We start from the raw sequence: 12,970 nt of genomic DNA on the forward strand, positions 1-12,970 counted from the left end.
CGCGGATTGCCTCCTGTTCGCGCACGTCTGGGACCATTGCTGCATGCGTGTTCACATCGGTACAGACCATGCCGCCTTCGAGCTGAAGGAATACCTCGTGGAGAAGCTGCGGGCCGAGGGCTACGAAGTCATCGACCATGGCGCCCCCAGCTATGACGCACTCGACCACTATCCGCGGTTCATCATTCCCTGCGCCGAGGCAGTGGTTGCCGAGACCGACCAGGGATCGCTCGGGATCGTGCTGGGCGGGTCGGGCAACGGCGAGCAGATCGCGGCCAACAAGGTGAAGGGCTGCCGGGCAGCGCTGGCGCTCAACGTCGAGTTGGCGCAGCTCGGACGCCAGCACAACAACGCCAACTGTGTGGCGATGGGCGGTCGCTTCGTCAGCCTCGAAGAGGGTCTGGAGATCGCGCGGGCGTTCCTGACCACCCCCTTCTCCGGCGACGAACGTCACCAGACGCGCATCGACATGCTGAGTCGGTACGAGGAGACCGGCTCGATCGAGGGCTGATCGGCTATCGGCGGCGTCCGTTCACCCGATCCAGCATGGCGGGCAGCAGCGCTTCTGCGCGGTCCTTGTCGGCCTGGGTAGGCAGGGCGACCTCGCGGGCGCGCAACGCTCGATCATGGTTGACCATGACGGTGATGCCGTCGCGGCCCAGCTGTCTGGTTCGGACCTTGTCAGCCATACGGTCACCCCTTCCGCTGCTGACAAGTATTGCGGTGTTCGTGGCTGATCGAAGGCGACTAGGCTGCAGTCCAGTTGATCGCCTGCGCGGCAGGGGTCTGTTCTTCGGTGCAGCGGTCGTGTTGGCCGGTTCTCGCTGTCGTCCAGTACACTTGGCCGGGTTGGTCGACCAACCGGGGCGTAGCGTAGTGGCTAGCGCGCCTGCTTTGGGAGCAGGAGATCGCAGGTTCGAGTCCTGTCGCCCCGACCAGTTTCCGGCCTCACCCGCCTGAGCAGATAACAGATGCCTGAGGCGAGCGCATGTCGTCTGGGACTGCCCACGAGGATGTCCTCTCGCAGCGCGCGGCTGGCGGACCTCTCGTCCGTCTGTGACTTTGTCGGAAGCTGGTCGCGCCAGGGCAAAGGCAGTACGGCTGCCACTTCCGCGCTATCCCTTGACAGCTCCGGCAGTGAGCCCGTCGATCAGGTTGCGCTGCACCAGCATGAAGCCGACCAGCACCGGGATCGCGGCCAGCACACCACCGGCGGTGAGCAGATCCCAGCGGATCTGGTACTCCCCGATCAGGAGCTGCAGGCCGACCGGGACAGTGTGGGTGTCGGGCGTCTTGGTGAAGGTGAGCGCGTACAGGAACTCGTTCCACGAGTAGATGAAGATGTAGGTCCCGGCGGCGGTCATTCCCGGCCTCATCAGCGGGAAGAGCACGTAGCGCACCAGTTGCAGCCCCGTCGCGCCGTCGATGCGGGCGGCTTCATCCAGCTGGGACGGGATCGAGTCGAGGAATCCCTTCAGAAGCCAGGTCGCGAACGGGGTCGCGAAGGTGGTGTCGATGAGGATCAGCCCGACAAGGTTGTTGAGCAGACCGAAAGCCACCAGCTGTTGCTGCAGCGGGATGACCAGCAGCACCGCCGGAAACAGTTGCGCCACCAGCAGGGCGGTAAGCACCGTGCCGCGTCCGCGGAACCGGAACCGGGACAACCCGATCGCGGCGAAGGACGCGCAGATTAGCGACGCCACCACCGTCCCGCCGGCCACGATCGCAGAATTGCGCAGGTAGGTGAGGAAGTGGGTGCTGGCGAACAGGTCCCGATAGCCATCAAGGCTCGGGCTCTCGGGGAACAGGCTCGCTCCGGGCGCGATCAACTCGGCCCGCGGCGTCAGCGAGGTGAGCAGCATCACGAAGTAGGGGCCAAGGGTGATCACCAGCCAGCCAGCCACCAGCACCACCACGATGCCGGTCTGCGCGCCCTGGCGTCCTCGCTTGTCGAGCAAGGGCCGACGCAGAGCCGGCCGGGCGGCCACCTGCCCCGGCGTCAGCACGGCGCTCATCGGTTCTCCTCCCCTCGACGGGACAGCCTGACGTAGATGACCACGAAGATCATCAGGAAGCCGGCCTGGACCATCGCGTACGCCGAACCCACCCCGAAGTCACCTGCCTTGTAGGCGGTCAGGTAGGACTGCAGCGCAATGGTCGTCGTCGCTTCCGCCGGGCCGCCGCCAGTCAGGATGAAGGCCAGGTCGACGTAGTTGGCGGTCCAGATAATGCGCAACAGCAACGTCACCAGCACCGTGGGCATGATGTGCGGCACCACGACGTGCCGGAAGACCGCTGACGGGCCGCATCCGTCCACCCGGGCGGCCTCGACGATGTCGCGCGGCACGCTCTGCAGCGCTGCAAGCAGCATCACCGCGAAGAACGGGATGCCCTGCCAGACGTCCACCATGATCAGTGACGGCAGCGCGGTGTCCGGGTCGCTGAGCCACTGCACCGGCTGGTCCGCCAGGCCAAGCCCCAGCACGATGCGGTTGAGCAAGCCGTGGTTCGGGTCGAGCAGCCACATCCAGATCAGCGCCACCAGTACGCTCGGGGTGGCCCACGGAATCATCACCAGACCCCGCACGACCCCGCGCAGCGGGAACCGGTTGTTGAGCAGTAGGGCACCGATCATGCCGAACGTGAACTGCAGCGACACCGCACCGAACGTCCAGGTCAGCGTGACCAGCGCGAAGTGCCCGAACCGCGGATTGCTGAATATGGCGAGGAAGTTCTCGCCGCCGACGAAGTCGCCCACACCGCCGAGCAGCGACACCTGGTTCACCGACAACCAGACCGAACGCAGGATCGGGAAAACCACGAAGGTGGCCACCAGGATCATGATCGGCAACAGATAGAGCCAAGGCTCCAGGGCAGCCAGGCCCCGGCGTGGTCTTCGGCGGACGGCCTGCGCCTGAGCCGGGGCCTCGACGGTGTGGGCGGTCATCGCTCAGCTGCCCATGTCGGCGGCTAGCCGGTCGAGCATCTCCTGCGAGGTGATCTCACCGAGGAAGGCGGACTGGATGGTGGGGCTCCAGGTGGCGTTGGCCACCGTCCCGGTGCCAGGCAATGCCGGCCAGCTCACCGCCGTCTCCTGGGCGGTGAGCGCGACCTGCAGGGCCTCGTCCTGGTAGTGCGGGTCCTCCCGTGACGACTGCAGCACCGGGAGCTGACCTTGCGGCGACTTGCTCATGGTCAGCATCGGCTCCCGGGTGGACAGCCAGCTGATCCACTCCCACGCCGCTTCCTTGTTCTGCGATGACGACAGCACGACGTTGCCGCTCATCGTCCCCAGGGTCGGCCCGTCGCCGGGCATCCTGATCACGCCGAGGTCGTCGCCGAGGGCCTCGCGCATCCCGGCCAGCGAGCCCGGGTGATGGATCAGCATGCCGGTCTGGCCGCCCTGGAAGTTGGCTGTGACCTGAGCGAACGCGGCGGTGATAGAGCCGGGTGGGGCGGCGTGCAGGCTGGACTCGATGTCCAGGTAGTCCTGGTTGACCGAGACTGCGCGCTGGTCGTTGATGACGATCTCACCGGCGTCGTCGACCATCCTGGCGCCGCCGGAGAACATCCACGCCGCCCACTGGTCCTGCCCGCCGGCCCCACCCCGGACGTCCAGGCCATACCGGTTCTGACCGGCGTCGGTGAGCCGTCGGCAGGCTTCCAGCACGTCCTCGTGGGACGTCGGGGCGTCCATCCCGATCTGTTCGAAGTACGACTTGCGGTAGTACATGTAGATGGTGACGAACTGATGCGGGAGCATGTAGATGGTGTCATCACCCGGCACCTGCCCGGTGGCCCACAGCCCCTCGACGACGTCTTCCCGGCCCGCCCAGGCGTTGACCAGCTCGTCCAGCGGTTCGATCGCGTTCTGGGCCACCAACTGACCGAGCCACCAGTCCTTGAACCGGCAGGCGTCGGGGCCGATGCCGGAACTGAGCGCCGACACAAGCTGGTCCTGGTACTGGGCCAGCGGCGTCACCTGCAGGGTCACGTTGATCCGGTCCTGCGACTCGTTGAACTCGTCGGCCAGGTTCTGCCAGGTGGTGTCGGTGGCGTCGTCCTGCCACAGCCAGTAACTCACCTCACCGGAGGCGGTCCCGTCTGGGCTGCCCGCCGCGGTCGGCGATCCACCCGTCGACGAGCTGCCGCTGCTACAGCCAGCAGCGACAATCGGGACCGAGGCCACGCCGGCCAGGCCGGCTGCCTTGAACAGTGTGCGTCGGTGCATTGCGCTTTCCTTTCCCTACCGACCGCCTGCAGTTGCAGGACGGGAACCCTGACCGAACCGATCCAGTCGACTGGCCGCGATGCGGGACTGGACGTCGTAGAAGTGCGCATCCAACCGGTGAACGGCGAGCTCTGCGTCGCCCCCGCGCAACGCCTCGACGATGCCACGGTGCACGGCTGCCGAGCTGACCAGGTTGGCGGCGGTGGTGATCGGAGGTGGTGCCTGCCTGAAGACCTGCCAGAACCCTCGCACGAAGCCGTCCAGCGCTCGGTTACCAAGGCCCGCATAGAGCAGCGTGTGGAACCGCTCGTCCGCGTCCACGAAGGCATGCCCTTTGGCGGCCCGCTGCACCATGACATCGCTCAGCTCGCCCAACTCACGAAGTCGGCGCCGGCCCAGGTGCTGCGCGGCCGCTGGCAGGAAGGACCGCTCCAGTGCCCGGCGCACCTGCAGCAACTGGAGCAGGTTCTCCGGGTTTGGATCGACCGAGACGGCCACCTGCTCGGCCAGGTGGGCGACCTCGTAGCAGGCCAGCCGTCGCCGGGTGCCCTGCCGTCCTTCCACCAGCCCGAGTGCCTGCATCGCGACGAGCGCCTCCCGGACGCTCTGCCGGCTCACGCCCAGCCGATCGGCCAACTCCGGCTCCGACGGCAACACGTCGCCTGGACGCACACCGGACTCCCGCAACGCTGACAGGACTCTCTGGTGTCCGGGTGACAGCCCGACCATCGTGGATCCTCCTTGACCTCACCAATTGTCGGACAGGAGTGGTAGCTGTGGCCCAGCCCCTGTCCGACAAGTGGCGTGGGCCCAATACCGGCCCGGGGGCGGTTGACTAGCCCATACCCTCCGGCCTGCCCTGCCGGTACCCGCCTGTTCGAGGACGTCGCCATGGCACTCGAGGGGCCCCACCCTGAGTCGGCGACCAGCACCACTCAGCAGGCGTTCGACGGTGTGGTGGGAATACTGACTGCCGCCGCAGCCGACCGGCCGGTGACGATCGGGACGCTGGGTGGGCTACCACCCACCGACATCCACGACGTACTGATCAGCCCGCTCTCGTTGACCAGGGTCGGCCGCTCCCGTCGGGCGGGTTCGCTGCTCGACCTCGAACTGGCGGTGGCGGTGCAGGTCGGCGGCGAGTCGGTGCGGACGCTGACCGAGCGGATGCTGCTGGCGGTCGAGGTCGCTGGGGTGCTGGCCATCGGGTTGTTCGTCATCGGCGTGGCCGGGGTGGGCCGCGGCGCCGGTGACCGGTGGCCGGCCTGGGCGTCCCCACGACCTGTCGGGGGCGACCCGCTCACCCCGGCAGAGCTCCGCAGCAGTCTCGACTGCCGAATCCAGGGTGACACGATCATCTTCGTCCAGCGGCTGCGTGGTCGAGGTGGTGCCAGGCAGGCGGTTCCACGGCCGGATCCAGGGCGTCGTCACCTTGGTGGTGTCGCTGGCCTGGATCCTCCTCGGTGTCCTGACCGCGTCGGCCGCATTCGGTCTGCTGATGGTCATGTTCGGGCTGCTGGTCTCGGCGCCGTTCGGCACCATCGCCTACCTGGCGACCTGGGGGTTCTTCCCGGTGACCCGGGTGGCGACCGTGCCAGGTCTGCTGCTGGTGCTCAAGCTGGTCTTCCTGGTCCTGCTGGTGGCGTCCCAGCAGGACTTCGCCAAGGCGAAGGTGGTGGTTGGGCACGTGGCGGCGTCTTTGGTGTTGCAGCTTGCCCTGGGCATCGTGCACTGCTGGCTGCCGTCGTTGGTGGTCAGCCTCGGTGATCAGGCGATGGCGGCGCTGGTCTTCGCGATCGTCGCCGCCGGCGGCGCGCTCGTGGCGTTCGCCTTGTCGATCCCGGCGGTGCTGAACGCCATCCGGGTCTGGCGGTCGGCCACCCGGTAACTATCGGATGTCGGCGCCCAGGCGGCCGTAGCGTTGCAGCAGTTGCGGCACCGCGTAGTGCATCTCCGCGTACACCGCCCGGGCCTCGTCGCTGACCACGATCCGGGTCTCCTCGGAGTCGCCCCGCAGCAGGTTGTAGCCATCGGCCAGGGTGTCTGAAACGCCCAGGGCCACCGCGCCCAGGATCGCCGCACCGAGCCCGGACCCCTCGGCGGCGCCGGTGACCACCAGCGGTCGATTCAGGATGCCGGCAACCACGTCGCGCCACAGTTGAGACCCGAAGACCCCGCCGGTGGCGCGCACCTCATCGACCCGGTTGATCATCCGGATCCGGCGCAGGATCGTCCACAACTGGTAGGCGACGCCCTCCACCCCGGCCCGGATGAAGTGGTCAGGGGTGTGTGCCTGGCGCACGTGCACGAACGCACCCCGGATCTCCGAATCCCACAGCGACGCCCGCTCAGCCACCAGGTAGGGCACCATCACCAGGCCTTCCGCGCCCGGCGGGATCGCCTCCGCGCGGCGGCAGGCCTCGGCGTCATCGGCGCCCGGTGCGTAGGTCTGGGTGAGCCAGCGCTGCACCAGCCCGCCGTTGCTGACCGCGCCGCCGGCCACCCAGACGTCGCTGGTCAGGGCGTAGCAGAACAGCCCCGACACCACCGCCGGCCGACGCACCACCATCCGCACCGCGCCGCTGGTGCCGATCGACAGCCCGGCCTTGCCGGGTTCCATCGCGCCGGTGCCCAGGTTGCCCAACGGGCCGTCGCTGGCGCCCAGCACCACCGGAAGCCCCGATGGCAGGCCAACCCGCCGGGCAGCGTCGCCGCTGAGCGGCAGGATGTCGGTGGTGGCCATGATCGGCGGCAGTTGGTCGGGCCGCACCCCGGATAGGTCGATCGCCTCCGGGTTCCAGTCCCTGGTCTCCATGTCAATCATGCCGCTTCCCGACGCCCCGGACAGTTCTGTGACGACCTGACCGGTGAGCTGGATCAGGATCCAGTCCTTCAACTGGATCCACCGGTCGGTGAGCCGCAGGATGTCGGGGTGTGCGTCGCGGAACCAGCACAGCTTGACCAGCGGCGACATCGGGTGGGTCGGGGTGCCGCCGGTGTGGTGCAGGCGCGGGCCGGTGGCGTGCTCGTTCAACCGGTTGGCCTGCTGCCAGGCGCGCGAGTCGGCCCAGGTGAGCAGTTCGGTGACCGGGCGGAGGTCGGAGTCGATGCCCAGCAGCCCATGCATGGCGGTGCTGATCGAGATGCCGATGATCCGCGCCGGGTCCACCCGGGAGACCGCGTCGGTCATCGCCTCGAAGACGCTCTCTGCGATGGTGTCCGGGTCCTGTACGTGCCAGCCGGGCTGGGGGTTCAGCAGCAGGTACTCCCGTGAAGTGGTGATCCTGTTCGCCCCGCCCAGCGAGAACAGTGACGCCTTGGCGGCGGTCGTCCCGACGTCCAGTCCGAGGATGATGTCGTTGCCGTTGCCTGCGTTCACGATCTGCCGCTCCTTCGTTCGGCTGTGACAGCAGCGTAGGCGACCGGGTGGGCTTGCGGGCACAGTCGGGCGTGGGACGCCGGTTTCCCGCGTCCTTCCGGGGAATTTGTTCGGCGGGCAGATGACGTGGCCGGTGTCGCGCTGGTTGACTGGAACGACGGCACTTTCCGGTAGAGGAGCGATGCTTGGAGATCACATTCACCCCCACTGATCCGGGGTCGATCGGCGTGGAGTGGGAACTCGGCCTGGTCGATGCGGCAACAGGCCAGCTGGTTCCGGCCGCCCCGAAGCTGCTCGAGGCCGTCGAGAACCCTGAGAAGGGGGCGATCCGGCGGGAGTACCTGACCTGCATGGTCGAGCTGGTCAGCGGCGTCCACCACCGGGTCGCCGACGCGATGGGTGACCTCGCCGAGAAGCTCACCCAACTGCGCGGCCTGCTGGGGCAGACCACGGTGCCGCTGGGCGCCGGCTCCCACCCGTTCAGCATCGCGATGGAGCAGACCCACTTCGACGCCGAGCGCTACCGGGTGGTCGCCGACGAGAACGGCTGGTGGGCCCGCCAACTGGTGACGATGGGTACCCACGTGCACGTCGGGGTCGACCACCAACGCAAGGCGCTGCCCATCACCTCCGGCCTGGCGCTGATGGCCCCCTACTTCATCGCGCTGGCCGGTTCGTCGCCGTTCTGGCAGGGGACCGACACCAGCTTCGCGTCCAACCGGACGATGCTGTTCCAGCAGTTGCACACCAACGGCCTGCCGGTCGAGATGGACACCTGGGAGGAGTTCGAGCGCTACGTCATCGGCCTGGAGTCGGTAGGCATGATCTCGCAGCTCAGCGAGATCCGCTGGGACGTCCGGCCGTCTTCGTTCGGCACGGTGGAGAACCGGTTGAGCGACTCGGTGCCCACGCTGTGGGAACTGGGCGCGATCACCGCGCTCACCCAGTGCGCCGCCGCCTGGCTCTCCGCCGAGCTCGACCATGGACGCCGCCCGCCGCGGCTGCCACCCTGGTACCTGCAGGAGAACAAGTGGCGGGCCGCCCGCTACGGAGTCGAAGCCCACGTCATCACCAGCGACCTCCCCCCTCGGGTGGTGCCGCTGCGGGAGCGTCTGGAGTTCTGGCTCGATCGGTTCGCCCCGCACGCCCAGCGGCTGGGCTGCGATACCGAACTGGCCCGCTGCGCCACACTGGCCGAGCAGGGGCCGTGCTACGCCCGGCAGCGACGTGAGTTCCAGCGGTCCGGCGACCTGCGCACCGTGGTGACCCAGCTCGTCGCCGAAACGGGCCTGGAAGCCCCTAGTAGTCTGCACCTGTGAAACCCTTCCTGCTGCTGTCCACCCGCCACCACGACGGTGCGGCAACGGCTGAACATGTCTCGGTTTCCAGGCATGCCGGGCTCGACCCCCAGGACGTCGTGCAGCTCCGGCTGGAGGCTGCACCGGTGCGCGGGATCGACCTGGACGCGTTCTCCGGGATCATCCTGGGTGGCAGCCCGTTCAACGTCTCCGACCCCGACAAGTCGGTGGTGCAGCTGCGGGTCGAGTCCGACCTGCGCCGGTTGCTGGACGACATCCTGTCCAATGACCGACCGTTCATGGGGCTGTGCTACGGCATCGGGATGGTGACCACCCACCTGGGTGGGGTGGTGGACCGCACCCACGGCGAGCCGGCCGGGCCGGTCACCATCGCGGTGACCGAGGTCGGCCAGGCCGATCCGCTGTTCGAAGGCGTGCCAAGCACCTTCGATGCGTTCGTCGGCCACAAGGAGAGCGGCAACGGGCTGCCGGGCGGCGTCGAACTGCTGGCCACCAGTGAAAGCTGCCCGGTGCAGATGTACCGGGTGGGCGAGAACGTCTACGTCACCCAGTTCCATCCCGAGCTGGACCCCGACGAGTTCGCCGACCGGATGCGGGTCTACCAGCACAACGGGTACTTCCGCCCCGAGGAGCTGGACGACGTGATCGCGCTGGCGAAGACCTCCGGGGTGGACGGTTCGCAGCACCGTCTGCTGCGCAACTTTGCGCGGCGGTATTCCGCTTACTGAGCCGGCAGCGACTACTGTCGTGGGGTGAACGAAGAAGAAGTGGTCGAACCAGCGACCGACACCCCGGCCGCCGACCTACTCGACCATTCCGACGGCTTCGCCGAACTCGGGCTGGGGGAGCGGCTGCTGAAGTCGCTGCGGCAGCTCGGCTACGAGCGTCCCACCCCGATCCAGGCCGAGACCATCCCGGCCCTGCTGGCCGGCCGCAACCTGGTTGGCCTGGCCCAGACCGGAACCGGCAAGACCGCGGCGTTCGCGTTGCCGATCCTCAGCCGGCTGGACCTGAAGCAGAAGGCGCCGCAGGCACTCGTCCTCGCCCCCACCCGTGAGCTGGCGCTGCAGGTCGCCGAGGCGTTCGAGAAGTACTCCGCGCACCTGAAGGGTGTCCGGCTGCTCCCCGTCTATGGTGGGCAGGGCTACGGCGTCCAGTTGAGCGCGCTGGCGCGTGGCGTGCACATCGTTGTCGGGACGCCTGGCCGGATCATGGACCACCTCGACAAGGGCACCCTCGACCTCACCCAGTTGCGCTTCCTGGTGCTGGACGAGGCCGACGAGATGCTCAGCATGGGGTTCGCCGAGGATGTCGAGCAGATCCTCGCCGACACCCCCGACGACAAGCAGGTCGCGCTGTTCTCGGCCACCATGCCGGCGCAGATCCGCGCCCTGTCGCAGCGCTACCTGACCGATCCGGTCGAGGTGCTGGTCAGGGGCAGCACCAGCACAGCTCCGAACGTCGGCCACCGGTACCTGGTGGTGGCCTACCCGCAGAAGGTGGATGCGCTGACCAGGATCCTCGAGGTGGAGAACTTCGAGGGCATGATCGTCTTCGTCAGGACCAAGAACGACACCGAGACCCTGGCCGAGAAGCTTCGGGCGCGCGGGTTCTCGGCCGCCGCGATCAACGGCGACATCGTCCAGGCGCAGCGCGAACGCACCATCGGTCAGCTCAAGTCGGGCAAGCTTGACATCCTGGTCGCCACCGACGTCGCCGCCCGTGGGCTGGACGTCGACCGGATCAGCCACGTGGTCAACTTCGACATCCCCACCGATACCGAGTCGTACGTGCACCGGGTGGGACGCACCGGACGCGCCGGCCGCAGCGGTCAGGCGATCTCGTTCGTCACCCCGCGGGAACGCCACCTGTTGCGGGCCATCGAGCGGGCCACCCGGCAGACCCTGACCCAGATGAACCTGCCGACCGTCGAGGACATCAACGCCACCAGGCTGAGCCGCTTCGACGACGCGATCACCGCGGCCATGTCGAACACCGAGCGCATCGACTTCTTCCGCGACGTGGTCAGCCACTACGTCAACGAGTACGACGTGCCCGAGGTGGACGTCGCTGCGGCGCTGGCGTCGGTGCTGCAGGGTGATGAGCCGATGCTGCTGGAACCCGAGCCGGAGCGTCCGGCCCGTGGCACGTTCGAGCCGGGTGGCCGCCGCGACCAGCCGCGTGAGCGCAGCCAGCGAGGTGAGGCGTCCGGGCCGACGGCGACCTACCGGATGGCGGTCGGACGCCGGCACAAGGTGACCCCCGCCAGGTGGTGGGGGCGCTGGCCAACGAGGGCGGGCTGCGCCGTGAGGACTTCGGACGCATCGACATCCGCGCTGACCACACCTTGGTTGAGCTGCCGGCCAAGCTGCCGCAACAGGTCTGGGACGCGCTGCGCGGCACTCGCATCTCGGGCAGGCTCATCGAGTTGGAGCGCGACAGCGGGCAGCGCAAGCCCCGGCGGAAGAGTCGCGATTTCAGGTAGCCCCTATCCCCGCAGGTCGGCCCCTATTTCCGGTTGTCTCTTGGCGCGCCGCTGATGCGGCGTCCCCATAATGGGCGCAGGGACGGCCGCAGGCCGACCTGATGGGCAAGGAGGCCTACCGTGATTGGACTCAAGACGCTGGCCTTGTTTGGCTCTGTGACGGTGCTTGGTGGGGGAGCAGTCGTTGGAGGGGCCGCCGCGGTGGCGAACGCCCGGGCTGACACGGTCGTCACGGCAGTTGTGGATGGCGACACGATCGACGTCATGAAGAACGGAAGGCAGAAGCGGGTGCGGCTGCTGAATGTAGACACGCCCGAGACCGTCGACCCTGACCAGCCGGTGGAGTGTCTGGGCCCAGAGGCGGCCTACTTCCTTGACAGGCTGCTTCCGGTTGGCACGGTGGTGGAATTGCAGTACGACGAGGAGCGAACCGACCAGTATGGGCGGGAGCTTGCCGGGGTCTTCGTCGAGGACGTCCTGGTCAACGCAGAGATTGCCCGGGCCGGGCTGGGAGCCGCCGTCCTGTTCGAGCCCAATGATCGCTTCTACGCCGATGTGCTCGAGGCGCAGAACGAGGCGACGGCGGCTGGGCGTGGGCTCTTCGATCCCGACGCCGAGTGCACGATTCCGGCGAAGGTTGACCAGTTCAGCCAGCAGGCGGGTCAGCTGCTGGCCAAGTCTCCGACAGACTCTCGCGACCTGCCGACGCTGAGGTCATACCTGGCCGAAATTGCGGCACTTGTTGCGGTTGGAGAGTCGCTGTCCAGGCTCGTCGATGACGATTCAGGCACCCTCTTGGCCGTCATCCACCACAACGACCGCTCAACCATCAACTCCCTCAACCGGATGCAAACGCGACTCGAAACCGAACACAAGCGCGTGCAGCGCGGCATCAGGGCGGAAGAACGAAGGCTGGAAGCCGAGCGCCGGGAGGCCGAGCGGCTGGAAGAGGAGCGGCGGGAGGCTGAGCGGGTCGAGGCGGAACGCCTGGAGGCGGAGCGGCGGGAGGCTGAGCGAGTCGAGGCAGAACGCCTGGAAGCGGAGCGGCGGGAGGCTGAGCGACTGGAAGCGGAACGTCTGGAGGCGGAACGGCGTGCGGCCGAACTGCTGGCAGCACCGCAAGCGGCCCCGCAGCCCGCACCGCAAGCGGCCCCGCCGAACGTCTACTACAAGAACTGCACCGCAGCCCGGGCGGCCGGCGCGGCGCCGGTCTACATAGGTCAGCCAGGTTACGCCCCCCATCTTGATCGTGACGGCGACGGGATCGGCTGCGAGTAGGAGTCAACCTTCGCCGATGTGTGGGTAACGCCCGTGCTCACCGCACGAGCTGATGACCGCCTGAACCGTGGTCGGACCGCGTCAACCGCGGCGTCCGATAGCCCAACCTGTCAGGCGCTGTTGACCGGGACGGCCGAGGTGACCGGGATCTCGGTGAACATCTCCGGTTCATCTTCGGGGAACAACGCGGTCGGACCCCACACCCAGTCGGTGAAGGCCCACTGGTGCGGGTCGATGCCGCGCATCACCTCGTTTCGGCGTAGCCGGTGCGGTCGCGC

13 protein-coding genes and 1 tRNA gene are annotated in these 12,970 nt (G+C 67.9%); 7 read left to right on the forward strand and 7 right to left on the reverse strand.

Going from position 1 to position 12,970, the window contains the following annotated elements; all coding sequences use genetic code 11:
- Positions 1–43: 43 nt before the first annotated feature.
- Complete coding sequence (locus WBL05_RS03485; protein WP_424223763.1) at positions 44–511, forward strand: ribose-5-phosphate isomerase; 468 nt, start codon at positions 44–46, stop codon at positions 509–511.
- A 4-nt stretch (positions 512–515) separates the two neighbouring features.
- Here the strand turns inward: WBL05_RS03485 and WBL05_RS03490 are convergent, their stop codons facing one another.
- Positions 516–689 carry a hypothetical protein gene (locus tag WBL05_RS03490; protein ID WP_424223764.1) on the reverse strand — a complete coding sequence of 58 codons (174 nt, stop codon included), beginning with the start codon at positions 687–689 and terminating at the stop codon, positions 516–518.
- A gap of 173 nt (positions 690–862) precedes the next feature.
- Here WBL05_RS03490 and WBL05_RS03495 point away from each other — a divergent pair.
- A tRNA-Pro gene (locus WBL05_RS03495) sits at positions 863–938 on the forward strand.
- A 177-nt stretch (positions 939–1,115) separates the two neighbouring features.
- Here the strand turns inward: WBL05_RS03495 and WBL05_RS03500 are convergent.
- The 5 genes from WBL05_RS03500 to WBL05_RS03520 form a co-directional block, all read right to left on the reverse strand.
- Positions 1,116–2,015, reverse strand: coding sequence for a carbohydrate ABC transporter permease (locus WBL05_RS03500; protein ID WP_424223766.1), 900 nt, complete (start codon positions 2,013–2,015; stop codon positions 1,116–1,118).
- Positions 2,012–2,947 carry a carbohydrate ABC transporter permease gene (locus WBL05_RS03505; RefSeq protein WP_424223767.1) on the reverse strand — a complete coding sequence of 312 codons (936 nt, stop codon included), beginning with the start codon at positions 2,945–2,947 and terminating at the stop codon, positions 2,012–2,014. Before WBL05_RS03505 ends, WBL05_RS03500 begins: the two co-directional genes overlap by 4 nt.
- A 3-nt stretch (positions 2,948–2,950) precedes the next feature.
- Positions 2,951–4,231 (reverse strand): ABC transporter substrate-binding protein, encoded by a 1,281-nt coding sequence (locus WBL05_RS03510; protein ID WP_424223768.1) that lies wholly within the window; start codon positions 4,229–4,231, stop codon positions 2,951–2,953.
- Between the two features lie 15 nt (positions 4,232–4,246).
- Complete coding sequence (locus WBL05_RS03515) at positions 4,247–4,960, reverse strand: FadR/GntR family transcriptional regulator (RefSeq protein WP_424223769.1); 714 nt, start codon at positions 4,958–4,960, stop codon at positions 4,247–4,249.
- A 206-nt stretch (positions 4,961–5,166) separates the two neighbouring features.
- Positions 5,167–5,436 carry a hypothetical protein gene (locus tag WBL05_RS03520; protein ID WP_424223770.1) on the reverse strand — a complete coding sequence of 90 codons (270 nt, stop codon included), beginning with the start codon at positions 5,434–5,436 and terminating at the stop codon, positions 5,167–5,169.
- Between the two features lie 140 nt (positions 5,437–5,576).
- On the opposite strand from WBL05_RS03520, the gene WBL05_RS03525 reads away from it, so the two are divergent.
- On the forward strand, positions 5,577–6,119 hold the full coding sequence (locus tag WBL05_RS03525; RefSeq protein WP_424223771.1) for a hypothetical protein: 543 nt from the start codon (positions 5,577–5,579) through the stop codon (positions 6,117–6,119).
- Here the strand turns inward: WBL05_RS03525 and WBL05_RS03530 are convergent, their stop codons facing one another.
- Positions 6,120–7,610: a gluconokinase gene (locus WBL05_RS03530; protein ID WP_424223772.1), complete on the reverse strand. Its 1,491-nt coding sequence runs from the start codon at positions 7,608–7,610 to the stop codon at positions 6,120–6,122.
- A 185-nt stretch (positions 7,611–7,795) separates the two neighbouring features.
- Here WBL05_RS03530 and WBL05_RS03535 point away from each other — a divergent pair, with 185 nt between their 5' ends.
- The 4 genes from WBL05_RS03535 to WBL05_RS03550 all read left to right on the forward strand — a co-directional run bounded on the left by WBL05_RS03535 (position 7,796) and on the right by WBL05_RS03550 (position 12,692).
- Positions 7,796–8,929 (forward strand): carboxylate-amine ligase, encoded by a 1,134-nt coding sequence (locus WBL05_RS03535; RefSeq protein WP_424223773.1) that lies wholly within the window; start codon positions 7,796–7,798, stop codon positions 8,927–8,929.
- Complete coding sequence (locus tag WBL05_RS03540) at positions 8,926–9,657, forward strand: glutamine amidotransferase (RefSeq protein ID WP_424223775.1); 732 nt, start codon at positions 8,926–8,928, stop codon at positions 9,655–9,657. Before WBL05_RS03535 ends, WBL05_RS03540 begins: the two co-directional genes overlap by 4 nt.
- A gap of 24 nt (positions 9,658–9,681) precedes the next feature.
- Positions 9,682–11,469 carry a DEAD/DEAH box helicase gene (locus WBL05_RS03545; protein WP_424223776.1) on the forward strand — a complete coding sequence of 596 codons (1,788 nt, stop codon included), beginning with the start codon at positions 9,682–9,684 and terminating at the stop codon, positions 11,467–11,469.
- 65 nt (positions 11,470–11,534) lie between these two features.
- The gene (locus WBL05_RS03550) at positions 11,535–12,692 is read left to right on the forward strand and encodes an excalibur calcium-binding domain-containing protein (protein ID WP_424223777.1); all 1,158 of its coding nucleotides are present in this window, start codon (positions 11,535–11,537) and stop codon (positions 12,690–12,692) included.
- Positions 12,693–12,970: the final 278 nt, after the last annotated feature.

It is taken from the genome of Brooklawnia sp., assembly GCF_049651565.1.
Classification (GTDB): Bacteria; Actinomycetota; Actinomycetes; order Propionibacteriales; family Propionibacteriaceae; genus Brooklawnia.

Coding starts and splice junctions, on each gene's coding strand:
- WBL05_RS03485 (WP_424223763.1), top strand. CDS start 44: ATGCGTGTTCACATCGGTACAGACCATGCCGCCTTCGAGCTGAAGGAA.
- WBL05_RS03490 (WP_424223764.1), bottom strand. CDS start 689: ATGGCTGACAAGGTCCGAACCAGACAGCTGGGCCGCGACGGCATCACC.
- WBL05_RS03500 (WP_424223766.1), bottom strand. CDS start 2,015: ATGAGCGCCGTGCTGACGCCGGGGCAGGTGGCCGCCCGGCCGGCTCTG.
- WBL05_RS03505 (WP_424223767.1), bottom strand. CDS start 2,947: ATGACCGCCCACACCGTCGAGGCCCCGGCTCAGGCGCAGGCCGTCCGC.
- WBL05_RS03510 (WP_424223768.1), bottom strand. CDS start 4,231: ATGCACCGACGCACACTGTTCAAGGCAGCCGGCCTGGCCGGCGTGGCC.
- WBL05_RS03515 (WP_424223769.1), bottom strand. CDS start 4,960: ATGGTCGGGCTGTCACCCGGACACCAGAGAGTCCTGTCAGCGTTGCGG.
- WBL05_RS03520 (WP_424223770.1), bottom strand. CDS start 5,436: ATGGCCAGCACCCCAGCGACCTCGACCGCCAGCAGCATCCGCTCGGTC.